The sequence below is a fragment of the Mycoplasma razini genome, from assembly GCF_048076865.1.
Lineage (GTDB): Bacteria > Bacillota_I > Bacilli_A > Mycoplasmatales > Metamycoplasmataceae > Mycoplasmopsis.
Map to the genome: position 1 here is coordinate 1 of NZ_CP182212.1, position 17,479 is coordinate 17,479.

Annotated in this window: 17 protein-coding genes and 2 rRNA genes; 13 read left to right on the forward strand and 6 right to left on the reverse strand. The window is 28.6% G+C overall.

Annotation, left to right across the window (positions count from 1 at the left end):
- Positions 1-21: 21 nt before the first annotated feature.
- The 3 genes from ACM0L0_RS00005 to ACM0L0_RS00015 all read left to right on the forward strand — a co-directional run bounded on the left by ACM0L0_RS00005 (position 22) and on the right by ACM0L0_RS00015 (position 2,906).
- Positions 22-1,419, forward strand: coding sequence for a DnaA ATPase domain-containing protein (locus ACM0L0_RS00005; protein ID WP_416738528.1), 1,398 nt, complete (start codon positions 22-24; stop codon positions 1,417-1,419).
- Between the two features lie 135 nt (positions 1,420-1,554).
- Positions 1,555-2,682, forward strand: a complete 1,128-nt coding sequence (locus ACM0L0_RS00010; protein WP_416738529.1) for a DNA polymerase III subunit beta — start codon at positions 1,555-1,557, stop codon at positions 2,680-2,682.
- On the forward strand, positions 2,682-2,906 hold the full coding sequence (locus ACM0L0_RS00015) for an RNA-binding S4 domain-containing protein (RefSeq protein WP_416738530.1): 225 nt from the start codon (positions 2,682-2,684) through the stop codon (positions 2,904-2,906). The genes ACM0L0_RS00010 and ACM0L0_RS00015 overlap by 1 nt, the downstream gene beginning before the upstream one ends.
- Positions 2,907-2,984: 78 nt before the next feature.
- Here the strand turns inward: ACM0L0_RS00015 and serS are convergent, their stop codons facing one another.
- On the reverse strand, positions 2,985-4,250 hold the full coding sequence (gene serS, locus ACM0L0_RS00020) for a serine--tRNA ligase (protein ID WP_416738531.1): 1,266 nt from the start codon (positions 4,248-4,250) through the stop codon (positions 2,985-2,987).
- A 368-nt stretch (positions 4,251-4,618) separates the two neighbouring features.
- Between serS and rpmH the strand changes: the two genes are divergently transcribed.
- From rpmH to rrf (ACM0L0_RS00045), 5 genes are all read left to right on the forward strand, one after another.
- Positions 4,619-4,765, forward strand: coding sequence for a 50S ribosomal protein L34 (rpmH, locus tag ACM0L0_RS00025; RefSeq protein ID WP_416738532.1), 147 nt, complete (start codon positions 4,619-4,621; stop codon positions 4,763-4,765).
- Between the two features lie 8 nt (positions 4,766-4,773).
- Positions 4,774-5,118 (forward strand): ribonuclease P protein component, encoded by a 345-nt coding sequence (gene rnpA, locus ACM0L0_RS00030; protein ID WP_416738533.1) that lies wholly within the window; start codon positions 4,774-4,776, stop codon positions 5,116-5,118.
- Positions 5,099-7,174: a membrane protein insertase YidC gene (gene yidC, locus ACM0L0_RS00035; RefSeq protein WP_416738534.1), complete on the forward strand. Its 2,076-nt coding sequence runs from the start codon at positions 5,099-5,101 to the stop codon at positions 7,172-7,174. The genes rnpA and yidC overlap by 20 nt, the downstream gene beginning before the upstream one ends.
- Before the next feature lie 174 nt (positions 7,175-7,348).
- Positions 7,349-7,454 (forward strand): 5S ribosomal RNA (gene rrf, locus ACM0L0_RS00040).
- 127 nt (positions 7,455-7,581) lie between these two features.
- Positions 7,582-7,687: ribosomal RNA gene (gene rrf, locus ACM0L0_RS00045) — 5S ribosomal RNA — on the forward strand.
- Positions 7,688-7,749: 62 nt separating this feature from the next.
- Here rrf (ACM0L0_RS00045) and ACM0L0_RS00050 read toward each other — a convergent pair.
- Positions 7,750-8,301 carry a hypothetical protein gene (locus ACM0L0_RS00050; protein ID WP_416738535.1) on the reverse strand — a complete coding sequence of 184 codons (552 nt, stop codon included), beginning with the start codon at positions 8,299-8,301 and terminating at the stop codon, positions 7,750-7,752.
- Positions 8,302-8,372: 71 nt separating this feature from the next.
- Between ACM0L0_RS00050 and ACM0L0_RS00055 the strand changes: the two genes are divergently transcribed.
- From ACM0L0_RS00055 to ACM0L0_RS00075, 5 genes are all read left to right on the forward strand, one after another.
- On the forward strand, positions 8,373-10,589 hold the full coding sequence (locus ACM0L0_RS00055) for a HinT-interacting membrane complex protein P80 (protein WP_416738536.1): 2,217 nt from the start codon (positions 8,373-8,375) through the stop codon (positions 10,587-10,589).
- Positions 10,589-11,857: a HinT-interacting membrane complex lipoprotein P60 gene (locus ACM0L0_RS00060; protein ID WP_416738537.1), complete on the forward strand. Its 1,269-nt coding sequence runs from the start codon at positions 10,589-10,591 to the stop codon at positions 11,855-11,857. Before ACM0L0_RS00055 ends, ACM0L0_RS00060 begins: the two co-directional genes overlap by 1 nt.
- Positions 11,857-12,189: a histidine triad protein HinT gene (hinT, locus tag ACM0L0_RS00065; protein WP_416738538.1), complete on the forward strand. Its 333-nt coding sequence runs from the start codon at positions 11,857-11,859 to the stop codon at positions 12,187-12,189. The genes ACM0L0_RS00060 and hinT overlap by 1 nt, the downstream gene beginning before the upstream one ends.
- A 111-nt stretch (positions 12,190-12,300) precedes the next feature.
- Positions 12,301-13,140: a Cof-type HAD-IIB family hydrolase gene (locus tag ACM0L0_RS00070; protein ID WP_416738539.1), complete on the forward strand. Its 840-nt coding sequence runs from the start codon at positions 12,301-12,303 to the stop codon at positions 13,138-13,140.
- A 100-nt stretch (positions 13,141-13,240) separates the two neighbouring features.
- Positions 13,241-14,047, forward strand: coding sequence for a PQ-loop domain-containing transporter (locus ACM0L0_RS00075; protein WP_416738540.1), 807 nt, complete (start codon positions 13,241-13,243; stop codon positions 14,045-14,047).
- An 88-nt stretch (positions 14,048-14,135) separates the two neighbouring features.
- Here ACM0L0_RS00075 and ACM0L0_RS00080 read toward each other — a convergent pair whose 3' ends face one another.
- From ACM0L0_RS00080 to def, 4 genes are read right to left on the reverse strand one after another with little or no spacing between them, the layout of a single operon-like run.
- Entirely contained in the window at positions 14,136-14,696 is a 561-nt protein-coding gene (locus ACM0L0_RS00080; RefSeq protein ID WP_416738541.1) for a DJ-1/PfpI family protein, read from the reverse strand.
- Positions 14,696-15,589 carry an MSC_0882 family membrane protein gene (locus ACM0L0_RS00085; protein WP_416738542.1) on the reverse strand — a complete coding sequence of 298 codons (894 nt, stop codon included), beginning with the start codon at positions 15,587-15,589 and terminating at the stop codon, positions 14,696-14,698. The genes ACM0L0_RS00080 and ACM0L0_RS00085 overlap by 1 nt, the downstream gene beginning before the upstream one ends.
- A gap of 13 nt (positions 15,590-15,602) precedes the next feature.
- On the reverse strand, positions 15,603-16,919 hold the full coding sequence (locus tag ACM0L0_RS00090; protein ID WP_416738543.1) for a hypothetical protein: 1,317 nt from the start codon (positions 16,917-16,919) through the stop codon (positions 15,603-15,605).
- The gene (def, locus tag ACM0L0_RS00095; protein ID WP_416738544.1) at positions 16,919-17,476 is read right to left on the reverse strand and encodes a peptide deformylase; all 558 of its coding nucleotides are present in this window, start codon (positions 17,474-17,476) and stop codon (positions 16,919-16,921) included. The genes ACM0L0_RS00090 and def overlap by 1 nt, the downstream gene beginning before the upstream one ends.
- Positions 17,477-17,479 lie beyond the last annotated feature (3 nt).

Sequence of the window (17,479 nt, forward strand, 5' to 3'; positions counted from 1 at the left end):
AAAAACTTATAAAATTTAGACATGAATATATTAGAAAAAAACGACGAAATAGATAACGACACAGTTAAACTGAATGTTTTGAATGATGTTTTTATCGAGTATATGAAAAATGAAATTCAGGATAATATGCTCTTTAGAACATTTTTCAAAAATTTAAGAATTATGTCTGTCGAAAATAATGAAGTTATAATATTTTTCCCAAAAGTTTATCCAGATTTACATAACTTTAGGAAATATTATAATGATACATTTGTTAAAGCTGTTAATGAAGTGTTTGGAGATGGGTTTTCTTTCAAAATTATCGATAAAGATTATCTTGAAGCAAGCAAAACTGCTGAAAAAGCTATCAAGAAAGCTGATAATTTAGTTAAAAAATCTAATCAGACTAATCCGCAATATACTTTTGATAATTATGTTGAAAGTAAATTCAATCGTGAAGCTTTAAATATATGTAAAACAATCGCTGATGGAGATTACACATTTAATGTCTTGTTTATTTCTGGTAATTCAGGTTTAGGAAAAACACATTTACTTAAAGCTTTAGAAAATAGTTTTATTGAAAAAGGTAAAAAAGTTTACTTAGTAAACCCTAATACTTTTACAAATTCATTAACTACTTTACTAAAAGAAAACGATCAAAAAAAGCTGCTCTCAATTCACAAAAACTTAGTTTCCAACTATGATTTAGTGCTTTTTGATGATTTTCAGCTTTTTGGAGAAGGTAATAAGAAGTCAACAAAAGATTTTATTTTCCAAATTTTAGATGGACGGATGGAACGTAATAAGATTACAGTTTTCTGTAGTGATAAAGATATTAATCAAATCTCTTCAATGTTTGATAATCGTCTGATCACCCGTTTTCAATCAGGATTTATCACTAAAATTAAGCAACCAGATATAGATGATTTATCTAAATTGCTGGACTTTTTCTTAGATGATATTGATTTAAGTAACAACTTGATTTCAGAAGAAGCAAAAGACTTTATAATACGAAATCATACAGCTTCAATTAGAACTTTATTAGGGGCTGTTAAAAGAATTTCTCATTATAAGCAAGACATATTAAACACACCACAAGAATATGTTTATAAAACAATCACTAATATTTTTGAAGATGTTATTCAACAGCAAGAAAATATTACAGCTGATATTATTATAAAAGCTGTTTCTAAGTACTATAAAATACCTACAAAAGATATTTTATCTAATTCAAGAAAGGCAGAAATAGTTGTAGCACGTCATATCGCTATGTATATGATCTCAATTCAACTAGATTATTCTTCAACTGAGTTAGGAAAAGTATTTAAAAAAGACCATTCAACAGTTTTAAATGCTTTACGTAAGTTTAAAGAATCTGATGATGAATCTTTAAAACGTACAATTCAAGAGCTGAAGAATCAAATTTATAAAATTAATTAACAAGATATTCACAAGTTACATTTTGACTAAAATTTAACAAAAAGTTAATATTTAATATATTTTTTAGTCAAAAATTAAACATTTTAAAGTTATCCACATATCCACAGGATATATTATTAATATAAAGGAGGTTTTATGAAATTCACCATTTCAAAACCTAAAATTGATCGTCTAGTAGAATTCTTATCTACATATATAGATAGTAATGATACATTTATTCCTTTTAGATGTGTTTACATGAGTATTGACTCTGAAAACTTGACTCTAATTGGGGCTTCACCTACATTAGCTGCTAGAAAAATAGTTCCAATTGATAATAAAGAAATAACAGTTGAAAGATCAGGTAATTTCTATTTATCAGCTAACTTATTAAGAAACATTATTAAAAAGTTTGATAAAGAAATTACATTTGAAGAAAGAGCTGGTGTTGTTGATATTTATGAAGGAACAACATTATTTACTTTAACAAAATTAAATGCAGGAGTTTATCCTAAACTTGATTTTGAAGATACTGAAAATAAAGTATCTGTTAAATCACATATTTTTGAAAAAGTAATTTCAGATGTTTCTACATCAACAAGTTCTTCAAATGATAGATTAAATTCTTTAATATATAAATGTATTAATATTTCAGCTAAAAATTCAGCACAATTAAGATTCCTTGCTACAGATTCATATAGATTATCTACGGAAGTTATTCAAATAGATAAACCAGTAACTGTTGATCTAACAATTGATGCTAGAAATCTTAAAAAACTTATTACAAAAGATGCACCTGAAAATGTAGAGTTATTCTTTGATTCAAATAAAATTGGTATTTCTTATGAAAATACAGTTATTTGAACTTCATTGTATAAATCAAATTACATTGATGTTTCTTCATTATTCCAAGTTAAATACACAAGAAACTTCAAAATTGAACGTGAAGAACTTTTAAAGACATTAAATAAAGCTTTATTCTATCAAACAGAAAAAGATAAAAAAATGGAATTCCACTTTGATTACAATTCTTTAAAAGTTGTTTATGAAGTGCCTGAAATCGGAACAGCAAATGCAGTTTCAGATGCGCTTCAAATAGTTGAAGGAAAAGATATTGATATTGATTTTAACTATACATATGTTAAAGACGCAGTATCAGCTTTAGATTCTGGTATGTTAAATATCTTTATCTCTCAAAATGAAGATAAAATATTATTTATTTCAGAAAATGATCCAAACCATATCCAATTAATCACACCTATGAGAAAGTTCTATAATAAATAATGACTATTAAAATCACAGGTGATAGTATAAAACTATCTCAATTCCTTAAAAAAATAGATGAGATTGATACAGGTGGACAAGCTAAAGAATTCATTAAATATAATGTAATAAAAATTAATGGTCAAGAACCTAAAGGAAGAAGTTCAAAAATAAAAATCGGAGATGTTATTTGAATTAATGACTCTCTATACACTGTTGCATCAGCAGAAAAAGAAACTGAATAAGCCTTGCTCATAGGCTTATTTTTTTATAAAAAATAAATCCTATTAACAGGATTTATAAAAAAATAGTGTGAGAACACACTATTTAATAACTTCCATTTTCATATATGGAACTAATGCTGTTGGCACTGTAATTGTTCCATCAGCATTTTGATAAATTTCTAAAATAGCAGCAATAACTCTATCTACAGCAAGCCCTGAACCATTCATAGTATGAGCATATTGTGTTTTTCCATCAGCATCTCTATATCTAATCATAGCTCTACGGGCTTGGAAATCACCCATATAACTTACAGAAGAAGTTTCTCTGTATCTTTCTTCTGAAGGTAATCACAATTCAAGATCGATTGTTTTACGTGAAGAGAAACCTAAATCACCTGTACATAATAATAATTCACGGTAAGGTATTTCAAGTTTTTCTAATACATCTTTAGCGTCTTCAAGCATTGCTTCAAATTCTTTAATTGCATCTTGTTCATTTGTAACTTTAACTAACTCGATTTTCTTAAATTCATGTTGTCTTAAAATTCCACGAGTATCTTTACCTGATGAACCAGCTTCAGATCTAAAGCATTCTGTATATCCGGTTGCTCTAAATGGTGTACTTAAATCAACAATTTCATCATTGTAGATATTTGTTAAAGTAACTTCTGCTGTAGGTATTAAGTATTCATCAGCACCTTCGATTTTGTAAAGATCTTCTTTGAATTTAGGTAATTGACCTGTACCATATAACATTTTTTCTTTAACAATTACAGGTGTATTGAATTCGTTATAACCTTTTGACATGTGTAAGTCAAGCATAAAGTTAATTAAAGCTCTTACAAGTCTTGATCCAGCATTTTTGTAAACAACTGAACGAGAACCTGATAATTTAACTGCACGTTCAAAATCAATAATATCTAAGTTTCTTGCGATTTCATAGTGAGGTAAAACACCTTTAACTAATCCACGACCTAAGTTAGCATGTTCTGCTAAAACAACATTATCATTTTCATCTGCACCAACAGGTACTTCAGGTAAAGTTTCATTAGGTATTTGTAAAATTAATTCATCAATTCTACTGTTTAATGCATCAGCTTGAGCTGTTAATTCTGCTTCTTGAACTTTAATTTCAGAAATTTTATCTTTTAACTCTTGTAAAGCAGCTGGTTGGTTTTTTAATGCACCAAATTCTTTTGATAATTTAGCTAATTCAGCTTTCTTCATTTGAGTTTGATTCATCATTTGTCCACGTTGTTTTGCAAGTGAAACAAACTCATCGTAAATTTTTACATCAAAACCTCTATTTTCTAGGTTTTTTCTAACTTTTTCTTCATTGTTTAAAACATATTTTAAATTTAACATTTAAACCTCTTATTCTAATGAGCATATTATACAACAATTTAAATAGAATAATGTAATCTAAAGCTTGCTTTTAAACACTAATAATCAAAAATAAATACCAATTGTTAAAGAAAAATAATTTTTAATATCAGAAAAAACCTCTCAATTTATTTTTTTAATCAACATTAAGCTTAATAATGTTGGTATAAATTATTTTTTAAGTTCATGAGAGAAGTTAAAATGTTTTATTTCTATAAATAAGACTTAAAAGGGCTAAAAAATGACTTAATTAGTTGCTTTTTTTGTATGCATTAAAAATAGGCTTTTTGTGTATAATATAAACACGCTTATATAATTATTGAAAAATCATCACAATAGGAGGAGAAAATATGAGTAAAAGAACTTACCAACCAAACAAGCGTAAACATGCTAAAGTACATGGTTTCAGAGCTAGAATGGAAACAGCTAACGGAAGAAAAGTATTAGCTAGAAGAAGAGCTAAAGGTAGAAAAAGATTAACAGTTTCTGATAAATAATTTCTAAAATGAAAAAACAATATCGACTTAGAAAAAACTGAGAATTTAACAATGTATTAAATTCAGGCAAGAAAAATTGTCTGGCGAATAAATATCTAATTGTTTATTCAATAAAAAGCAAAGCATTTAGAGCTGGGATCACAGTTCCTAAAAAATTTGCTAATGCAGTTGGTCGTAATTTATACAAGAGACAATTAAGGGCAATAGTACATGAATTAAATTTATATGATTTAAATTATGATTTTGTGCTAATTGTTCGCAAAGATTTTATCGAAACTGATTTTGCAACTAAAAAAGAATCAATCGCCAAAATCTTTGAGAAATTTAGGAAAAATGAAAAAAGCAAACAATAATTTTCAATATTTTACCAATAGTAATGATCCTAAAGAAAAAAGAAAAGAAGGATGAAAGAAATTCTTAAAATGATTTAAGATAGTCTTCTATGTCTTTGTCTTTGGATTAACAATTACAGGGTGTGTTCAAGCGTTTGCATTAAAAAATTCATATAACGTAGGGAACGGGATTGAGTTTTATAGAAATCCAAACGACATCGCCCCTAGAGTTAATACTTTAAAAGAAAAAGAAGAAAAAGTTGATTATGTATCAAAAGAAACAAGTGACAATAAGCAAGAGCTTAATTACACTTATAACTTACTAACAACTGATACAGAAGCTAACTTCTTCTTACGTGATTCTAAGGTTTTAGAAGCACTAAGAAAACAAACAGAAACAAATGGTGGAACATATGCTGATCCTGGAAAATATTTAGTAGCTTTCCAACTTCCAAATTCAAAATCATTAGCTGATTTAAACTTAGATACAGCTAAAGACAGTATTTTTGGAACAAAAGTTAATGGAAATGAAACTCCAAAATATTTATTTAGATCACAAACTTCACCACAATACCAATATGTTTCAAATGCGAAAACAAGTGATATTTACGTATTTGCTTATAAATACGAAACAGAAGGTGACAAAAGAGGACAAGTACTCAACAACATGAGTCAACTTTTCCTTGTTCAAGCTACACAAAGCCTTGAAGTTAATGATGGAAAAGGAAATCCAACAACTGTTATAGTTCCTGTTAAAGATTCAGATGGAAACATCTTAATTTCAAATATTTCAGGTGTGCAAAAAATTAATACACCAGATAATATTGTTGTAAATGAAACAAAAAGTAACTTAGCAGAAGCTCAATACAATGCAAATAGAATGTTTGCTAGAGATATTCTTCAAGTGTTTTATGAATACTCATTTGGTGAAGGTTCTAAATTCGCACAAGAATTAGGATCAACTCCATCAGCATTTATTAAAAATCTTGTAGATAACTTATCTGAAGAACAAAAAATAGGACAAGCTAATGGTGGTGATGGAAAAACTCCATTATTCGCTATTACACCTAAACAATATAGTTTATTAATTCAATATCAAAAAACAATGTCTGAATATTTAAATCAATTACAATTCTTTAATAAGAGTCCAGAACACTTAGAAAGTTGATTTAAAGAATATCAAAAGACAGCAGCTGTAAACAAATTTGATTATGAAAAGAATATTCTATACTCACAAAATGGTGCAACAGTACCATTTGCAGGTGATTATGCTATTCAGCCTATTACAACTTGAGGTGAAGCTTGAGAATATGGGCCTTTCTATGGATTATTAGTTTATCCACTTTCTGTCTTGATTCAATCATTACGTCAAGCAATGCCTGGATGAGATGGATGAGCCTCAATTATCGCTATTTTAATCGCTATTATACTAACTCGTTTAATTGGTCTAGCTATTACATTTAGAGCAACTGTTATGCAACAAGTAATGGAAGAGCTAAAATATAAAAAAGCTGCCATTGAAGCCAAATATAAAGGCTTAGAGCAAAATAAAGCTATGAAAATGAAGAAACAACAAGAACTTTCAGCTTTATATAGTAAGTATAATATTAACCCAGCCGATCAGTTCGGAACTATGATACTTTCAATGCCAATTTTCTTCGCTATGTGAAGGGTTATTCAAAGTATTCCAGAAATTAAGGAAACGACATGACTTGGAGTCAACTTCGCTTCTATCTCATATAAGAGACTATTTGATGGTCAATTAGCTTATTTATGAGTATTAGCAGCAGTTATTATCTTCCAAATTCTTTCAATGATTATTCCAAGAATCTTGAATAAGAAGAAATTTAAGAGAAGAACAACAATTGCAGAAGCTGAAGCCTTGAAAAAATCAGAAAAAACACAACGTATTATGATGATCGTATTCACTGTAATTACTGTTATGTTCTCAGCTGGTGTGCAAGTATATTGAATTTTCGGTTCTATATGAACAATACTACAAACAGTAGCAATTCACTACTTAACCCAGTCAAGATGATTTAAGCAAAAGTACATGCCTAAAACATTAAAGAAATAATTTAAGAGTCTAGCGATGCTAGACTTTTTTAATACTGTATAAGGATTAAAAGATTTTAAAATATATTTTTAGTAAATATTTAACTAGATATAGTTATTACATATAAAACACTGATATAAATAAAAAAATATCAAAAAAATATTTTGAAATTTTAGATTTTTCTATATACTATATACAAGTGACCATAGCAGAGGGGATCACCTGATACCATTCCGAACTCAGTAGTTAAGCCCTCTAGTGCCGACGATAGCAGAGATGTGAAAATAGGGCGTCGCTTATTTTTTTTACTTTTTTAAAAGAATAAATTAGTTTTATTTTAGTAAAAGTAAAAAAGATAAGCTGGTCTAAAAGCTTTGTAAAAAAATAAAAAAATATTTGGATATTTTTTCTTTTGTATTAAAATATATACAAGTGACCATAGCAGAGGGGATCACCTGATACCATTCCGAACTCAGTAGTTAAGCCCTCTAGTGCCGACGATAGCAGAGATGTGAAAATAGGGCGTCGCTTATTTTTTTTACTTTTTTTAAAAATAAAGAAAAATCAGAGTAAAAACTCTGACTTTACAAGGTGCACTAAGGGGCATCGTTTTTTATTTCATTTTTAAAGTAATCTAAATAAGGTACCTTTATATTTTCTATTTCTACTACATTGTAATAATAAGGATTCATCCGTGTGATCGCTTCTAATTTAATCATTCCTTCTTCATCTCTATATAAATAAGATCAAATAGAAGGTTCCTCACTAAAAATCTCATCCAAAATAAGTAGAACATCACATCATCTGCCTTTGTTTACTCTATTTAATACTTTAGTGATTAATCTAGATGTGATTAATTCTCTGTTTGATTCGGTTAAAATAAACAAATTAAATGCAACGTTTCCTATTTGCAAACTTGGAAAAAAATCATCAAAATTATTTTCAGGTGGTAAATTTAATTTTTCTGGATAAAAAAACTTAAATTTTAATAATGTTGCAAAAGAAACAGCAATTGTAATTGGATTTGTTAATTTTTCGCCTTTTAAAGCTTGCTGCAAGGAAGAAGAGGTTAATGAGTAAACAAACCTCTCTTCCTTAGCAAATGCATTTAAAGCTTCAAATGCTTCTAATATTTCTCTATATTCCATATTAGAATTATAAATTAATAAATTTGCTATAATTTAAAATATATTATTTTAAATTAGAAAACGAGGTATTAATGGCAAAGAGACAAAAATCATTCTTTGAACGTTTAACAGAACTCAATGATAGACATGATCAAAGGCACGATAAAAATAGTACAAATAAAGCCAAAAGAAACAAGGTAACTATCGGAATAGGGGCAACAATCTTTGTTGGGATTGTTGCAGCTATTGCTATACCTTTAGCAATCAATGTAACAAAAGTAAATTACAAAGAAGCTATTGATGAGAAAAAACCTGTAGTTGAATATTTAGGACCAGATGGCAAACAATTAGCATCTACAACAGCAGGAACATTACAAAACCTTGTAAATTCAAAAGATGTAACAGCAACAAAAGAGATTGATGACTTTTATCACAGAACAATTGAATATCTTTATGAACAAGAATATAAAGCTTCTCAAGAATTTCAAAGAATTTGAAATGCTTCATTACTTTCAGGAGAAAGTGTTAATAATTCAATCGCTTTAAAATCATTAGCTGACATAAGAAAAGATGTGCAAGCTAAGATTGATGATTTAAAAGCAAACTTAAAGAAAAACTATGGATTTGAAAACTGGGAAAAACAATTTAATGAAATCATTGGTAAAGAAGAATATGGAAAAAGTTTAAATGAAACTCAAGCTGTAAACTTTTTAGTATTCAAACAAATTGAATCAGAAGCACAAAGAAGATATCAATTAGAATACAAAAAACAAACAATGGATTACATTAACAGAACTGCTAATACAACAATTTACAAATTAGACGAAAATGGTAACCAAATTAAAGGTGAAGATGGAAAACCTATTATCTTATTTAACAAAGGTGACAAAGTTTTCCCTTATTTCAAGCAAGGTGTTAACTATTTTGTTGATCCAAACAATGCAAACAATGTAACTACATTATTAACTAAATCATTTGTTGTTGAAACAAAGATTGTTGATAATCAAGTGACAATAGTTAAAGATTTAAAATCACCAACACCTTTTATTCAAAATTACTTTAATAAAAACAAAATTGTTTTACCAACAATTTACAAATTAGCAGGAAAAACAAACAAATCAGATATCTACCAACCATGAGTTCTTAGTGAAGATAAAGAAAAAACTACATTAGCAAATTTATTAAAATACAGTGTTATTGCTAAAGAAAACAATGGATTTGAAGTTAAAGCTAATATGTCAATTTTATTAGGAATGAAGACAGCTCAAAATTATGCTTTACAAACACAAGGACAAGCAGCAACAGCATACAATAATGCAATTTCAGAATATCAAACATATTTAGGTGCTTTAACAAATACAGATGCTTCAACTTTAGGAACAAGTGGATTAACAAGTGTAGAAGAATTATTAAATACTTCAATTGATCAAGGTTTAGGAGTGTTTGCTACAGCAATTTATGGAGAAAATATTCCATCAATATCATTAGGAACATTAACACAAATTGATAAAAATTCACCTGTTGAACCAGCTATGATAGCTGCTTATACAAAAATTCTTGAAGAAGCTAAAAAAGCAACAACAATGCAAGAAGCTATTGCTAAAGTAAATGAATTTAACAAAGTAGTAGATACAGTAGTTGCAAACATTAAAACAGCTGATATGACTACATTCTTTAAACAATTCTATAACTGAGATTTTGCTGTAGAAACAGTTAAAGGCAATGCAGCAAGCAAAAAAGTTCCAGTAATTTTAAAAGTAAGCGATATGGCAAATGCATATGTTTTATTAACAGATAAAGATGTTTTATTAGCTAGATATGATCAAATTACTTCTTTAGATAACTTTAAAGAATTTATAGCAAAAGATGCTCAAAATTATGCAGCAGGAAACAAAACATACTTTAATGTAACAAACAAATTATCTACTAAAGTAACTCCTGAAAATGTTATTGAAACATTAGTTAAAGATCAAGATTTCTTAACATACATTAAAACACAAGATAATCAATCAAACGAAAACAAAAAATACAGTGATGCAGATGTAGAAAGCATTAAAACTAAAGTTGCAAGTGTGCTTGTAGGTAAACAAACACAACAATTACTTGACTTATTAAAACATGTTGATACATGAGTTAAAGCACAATTTGCTACAGGAACAAGTTACAATTTTGAAGTTGTTGATGGATTAGCAAAATTAGTTTACTCATATGGTGATAAAGTAACTATGAGTGAAAAATCAGCACTTGATACAATTTATCAATACTTAAGTCAAAATTTATGAAAAAAAGCTAGCGAAGGAGGTAAATAATGAACTTTAAATTTAAACATGCTTTATTATTAACTCCAGCAGTTGCCTTACCTATTGCAGCAGTATCTTGTGGTGTTGATAAAGATACAGATGCTAAAAGAAAACAAGATGCTGACTTTGCTAAAGACTCAGTAAGCCAAATAATTGAAAGTAAATGACTTGAAACAACTTTAAAAAACTTATACAATGTTGAGCAAGATAAAAACTTATTAGAAAATGCTTCTTATAAAGCTGATGCATTAGCAGCTTATCAAGCTTTTGTTGCTAACGAAAACCTAAAACATAATGCATTTTATTTATTAACTCAATTAAACACATGAGCAGCAGCAGGAATTCTTTCAAACGAAGATCAAAAAGCGTTTGTAAGCTTTTTAGATGGATCTAATACTGAAGGAACTTCAAGTAAGTATTACAAAGCTAACTTAAATGAAGATCAATTTGTTGTTTTATATAACAATGTTCAAACTAATGTTGCTTACACAGTAAATAAACTTTTACTTATTAATAAATACTTCCAAATCAGTAACTTAGCTGATTTAGAAAAAATTGATTCTTCTTCAGCTTCACTTTACAAAACAAAATTCCAATTAGATCAATTCAATTTAATTAATTATGTTGTTAATAACAAGACAGTACAATTATGACAATATCAAGATAGTAATGAAAACAATATTTTCACAATGGGAAACTATCAAATTAACAATGTAAGTCAATATCAAGATTTAATTAAAAAATCAACTAGTGCAGGTGATGTTGCTACAAGCGCTTTATTATTAAATAAGAGTGCTTCATACCAAAGTACAATGGGTGGATTTAAAGGATTAACAGCTAACCCATTTAAAATGTCTTATTCAGTAGATGATTTATTAAATACAACTGCTTCAAACATTTTTGTTGGATTCTATGATGCAGTTAACAACAAAATTGTTTCTGTAAGTGATACTGGGGTGTTAAGCGCTCCAATTACAGTTTCAACTGATGGAAAAACAATCAATGTAGCTTACATGAGTCAGATCGCTCCAATTGGAAAAACAGTTAAAACAAAAACAACAGAAAATGGACAAGAGAAAGAAGTTGAAAGCAAAGTACTTTCATTTGATGAAACACCATTTGCTGCAAGCTTAAATCAATTAAGAATCTTACTTGCTGTAAGTGACGAAAACTTATACAAGAAAGCACAAAAAGCTTTTGTGGACTTAGGATATGTAATTAAAGTTAATGATGCTTTAAAATCTAAAACAGAAGGAATGGCAATTGTTGCTAAATAATGGATTCAATATTTACAAAAATTATTAAAAGAGAAATAGCAAGTAAAGTACTTTATGAAGATGATAAAGTAATAGCTATTTATGATGCTTACCCTAAAACAGAAGGACATTTTCTAGTTATCCCTAAAGTGCAAGAAGAAAATATTTTAGCTAATACTGAAGATGATTTCCTTTATGCAATGAAAATAGCTAGAGAATTAGCTAATAAAGAAATTATTCAAAAAGGAATACCTGGTTTTAAAATAGTTATTAATACAGGAAAAACAGCAGGTCAAGTTGTTTTCCACACTCATATTCACGTAATTCCTTATCGTGAATCAGATTCTAAATAATAATCAACCAATAATTAAACCAAAATACCTATATCCTAGTTATTTTGGTTTTTTTACGCTTAGATATAAAAATTAAAAGAAATAAAGTAAAATAGTATAGAAAGAAGGCTTATGAAATTAGCATTTGCATATGATTTAGATGGAACATTATTAAGAAAAAATAACACAATTCACCCTGATACAATGAAAGCATTACAACGTGTGCAAGCAGAAGGTAATGTCAATATAATTGCTACTGGTAGGGGTTTACAAAAAGTCTTACCACTTTTAAAAGATGAAACAATTAAATATGTAGATTACATTGTTTGTTCAAACGGAGCATTAATTTATGACGTTAATAAGCAAAGTATCAATGTCTTAAATACTGTGCCAAATCAAGTGTTTTATATTTTAAAAGAAAAAGCTTTAGAAAATGATTTAATCTTAACTGTAGATACAATTGATTATAATGGTTCATATTTACCAAATAATCATTTTCCAAAATGAATGTCTCATGAACAAATTATGGATATGAATATTTTAAATATCGCCACTTTAGATCACTTGGAAAATGTAGTTTTAGCAAAAGATAGTGTTATTACTCAAATTGCTTTAAGAAACCCATTAGAAAAAGCTCAAAAGATTACAGAAGATATTAGACAAGCTACTAAAGATTTACCATGTGTTGTTTATTTAACTAATTCAGTTTATACTGATGTTAATCCAAAGGATATTTCGAAATTTGTAGGAGTAGAAAAAGTGCTTGAAATGCTTGGATTAAGTGATGAAAATTTAATAGCTTTTGGAGATAGTGGTAATGATGTAAATATGATCCAAGGGGCTAAATTTGGAATAGCTGTAGGTAATGCGACAGCAGAAGCAAAACAAGCTGCCAACTTAGTAATTGATGACCATCAAACAGGTACAATTGGATATACATTAAACAAAATAATTGAAGGTGCTTTATTCTAAGCATCTTTTTTATTTTCGCATATTTTTTATTCCTATTATACTAGGAAATAAGTCTAAAATAAATTAATACAAAAAATAAAATAGGTTAAAATATAACAGTATGCAAAATATAGTTAAATTTTTTCAAGAAGGAGCACAAACAACAGCTGTAAAAGCACCTAGTGCATTAAGTACATCATTTCAAGTATTTATTTGATTAACTGTTGTTTTCATTATTTCCTTAAGTGTTCCTCAATTAATTAAACTTATCAGAGAAAAAAGAACAGGAAATGTAAGTTTCGTTTCTTTCTGAATTTTCCACGTTGGGATCTTATTATGAGTTATCTGAGGGGCAACAAACAACTTAAACAAAACTATGCTTAATGTTATGTTTGCTGACGGAATCAGTTTATTTGTAAATGGAATCATGACTATTCTACTTTACAAACACAAAAAAGAATTCTCAGAAAAGAAAAAAATGTGAGGATACATTGGTGTTCTTGCAACATTTGTAGTAGGTATTGTGTTTATTGCTTTCTACATTGTTGATTACAACAAAGAACCAGGACAATACTTATTTAAAGTACCAGATGCAGTTTCTACAGTAATGGGATTGGTATTCCCTGCTGCTACAACATTAGCCTTTACACCACAATTAATCAAATCATTCAAAACAAACGAATGACAAGGTGTTACATATTGAATGTATGTTTTATATGTTATTAACAACATTATCTGAATTATTTGATGAGGACTTGGAATGGGACTACAATCATACGAATCAAATCCAAACTACGGTTCATTAATCGCTGGAATGGTATGACAAGTAATTTCATTAACAATCTTCAGTATCCAACTTGGATTCACTCTTTATGATAAGCATTTATTAAATAAAGGAGTAAATCGTTCACTTCAAGCTAATAAATAATAGCTTGTATAGTAATTAAATCGCTAGCTATAGCGATTTTTCTTTTATTTTTGGCATAAAAAAATCTGCCTTTAAAGGCAGATAATTATTAGTTTTCACGACCATTAATTTTAGCAAATGTTTCTTCAGCTAATAAAGTACCAAATATTTCGCTAATAATTCTAAAACCTAAATCAGGTGCTGATAAAGCATTTTTACCTGTGATAATATTGCCATCACAACTTGTCTTATCTTGTGAACGATTAATTCCTCTAGTAGGAAGACTTCATTCAGAAGGGTATGATGAATAAGTAATATAATCAGGAATAATTTTAGCTTCCATTAAAACATTAGGAGCATCACAGATTGCGAAAATGAATTTTTGAGCATTATAAAATTCTTTAATAACTGCTAATGATTTTTGATTATTTCTAAGAGTTTGGCATCCTCTTCCACCAGGAATAAAGATGGCGTTGTAGTCATCTAAGTGATATTCATTAACAATATTATCAATATGAGTGATGTTAAATTGACCACTAGCAGAAGTTATTTCAGGTGCATAATAAGTAATAGATTCAATAACGTTGGCAGCTTTTAGCACTGAAAGTGTTGAAGTTAATTCAATGTCGTTGAAATAATCTTCGACTATAACTAATAATTTTAGTTTCATTATTTTTTACCTCTTTTAAAGATACCTCTTCATACTAAATAACAGAATAAAGCTAATGGTAATAAGACCACAATAATAAAGACAATAATATAGGCTTTAATTCAAGCTTTATTTTCATTTTTTAGTTCTGCATTAACAGCATTTTTAATTGCTGTTGCATCAGTTCCAAGGAAGGTTGAAGCTTCAATGTAACGTTTACGATCATACATAACCATTAAAACAAATAGTACTGTAAACCCAACTGCAACAGCTAAGTCTACATATAGTAAGACATAAACATTACCAAATGCTTCATTTAGAATTTTTTCTCAGTTTAAATCAAGATTAAAATTTAAGTTTGCATTATTAATATTTACAACTCAATGCCCTTCTCATAGGTTTAAAAGTAATAAAATTACTCCATTGAAAATAGCGAAATAAGTCATGAAGAATGCAAATAATCACGATAAACGTAATAATTTAAAACGAATAGCACGATAAGTATCAGAAATAACTGTAACAGCAGCTAAATTGCCATTGCGATAGTTATCACGACACATTTGTTCAGTACGTCTTCAAGCTTTATTTTTAGTTAAGGCTTTAGCAAATAAACTTAAAGAAATTAAGAAAGCAATTCCTACAAGTATATACCATGCAATTCCTTGATTTTTATTAACTCTAGTATTTAAGAAGTAGTTAACTAAGATTCCGGCAATCGAAACTAGAAAGATAGTAAATCAAAATAGAAATTGTAAAATAGTTAAACGTTTTTCTCTTTTAATTACATTGTATACAGGAGTAGCAATAATTCTTTGGGGATCTGAAGCAAGCTGAGTTTCAACAGTGGTCTCAAGTGTTTGAGGTACTTGAGTTGTAATTTGTTGTAAATCATTATTATTTTGTTGATAATTCATAACCATCTCCTCTCTAATTGTTAGCTACAGCTGGTTGTGTATTGTTGTTTGTATTTGTTTCAGTAACTGGTGCTGATTCTTGTTTATCTTTTTGCTTAGTCTCTTTATCAAGTTTAAAGTTAGATAAGCTGTTAAATAGTTCATTTATCACTGCTTCAGCATTAATTTGGTTTTTAACACTTGGCGCAGAATTTAGCGTTTCAGCAAAAATGTGAGCAAGAGATTTTCTCGTATCATCTGATACAGCTGAAATTACGTATTTTGCAACATTTAGGTATTCAGCGACTTCTTCGCCCATACCTAATTGATCGTAGTTATCAATTGATTTAATTTGATTAATTGCATATTTAGTAACTTCTTTTGATTGTTCTTCAGGTGATAAAGTAACAAATAATGGATTTTCTTTTTCCAATTCTTTTCTAGTGTCTTCAATGTATTTGTTTACACCAGTTTTTTGAGCAATTTCTGGAGCATTTTTAGCAGCAACATCTTTAGCTATGTTTGAAATAGTATTTCTAACATCTTGATTGTTTAATAATGCTGCTGAAGAATGTAGTGTATCCACAATATCTTTTAGCTCTTCTTTAGTTCATTTGTTTTCAGGGTTTTGTAAAGTGTTAAATAATTTTGAGCCTTTTTGGAATAATTCAAGGAGTGATATAGTACCAATTCCAATTCCAGAAAGTGAAGCACCTTTTCCACCTGTCATTATCTTAACACCGATATTTGTTGTTTTTGAAGTTGTAGCATCATCTACCATAGCTGTAGTAACTAAGTTAGATAATAATAGTGTACCTGGGATTGTTAAGACAACGTTTGTAGTACCAAATAATAATCTAGTTCAAATTCTATTTCCTCTTTTACCATTTGCAATTCTTTTTGTTTTCTTTTCTTTACGTTTGTTAATTCTTGCTAAGTGGATAATAAATGTAATTACAAAGAATAATCCTCTAAGTGAAAGATAACAAATAATAGCAAAAATAGTTAAAGCAAATGGTAAACCGGACCTAAAGATTTGGTTTGCTTCATTTTCATTTTCCAAATGTCTTTGAATTGCTTCAGAAGCAAATTTGAAAACTATAGCACTAATAATCATTGTTAAAACAATTGCAGCAAATTTAAAAATTGATCATTTATAGTTAAATCAAAAACCAATTAAGAAAGAAATAACTAATAAAGCAATGATAACAATAGGAAGTCAGATGGCAGCATTACCAACTGAATTAGTTATATTTTTTAAAATCTTAATAATATCTTCGAATTGAGATGCACTTGATGATGATTCTGACTGAGCAGAAGCACTAGCAGCTACTTCAAATAATGTATTCATTATAAGTATTGTGCCTTAGGTAATTTTTTTCAAGGATCTTTTCGAGAAATGCGATCAATAAATAAGTGACCATCTAAGTGATCTAATTCGTGTTGGAAAACAATTGCAATATAACCTGTTACTTCATAACGTAATCATTTTCTATTGTAGTAACTATAAGCATCAACTACTACACGATCTGAACGATGAACATAACCTTCTTGATTTGGCCATGATTCATCAACTGATAAACAACCCTCTCCTTCATCTAGGGCTATTTTTTTATTACTTTTTGCAACAACACGTGGGTTGAATAAAACGTCTTTAAATAAAACATTTCCTTTATCGTCTTGTACAAAAACGTAAAAAACATTTTTTAGTATTCCATATTGAACAGCAGCAACACCAACTCCTGGACGGAATTGAGTTCCTTCAGTTTGAGAATCATCAATGTGGTAGATCATTCTCTCTGCTAAATCAATATCCTCTTCTGTAAGAGGGATTGGAACATCGTGGGATCTTTTTCTAAGTACAGGATCTGGTAACTGTACTATTTTAATATCGTATTTTTTGTTCATAAT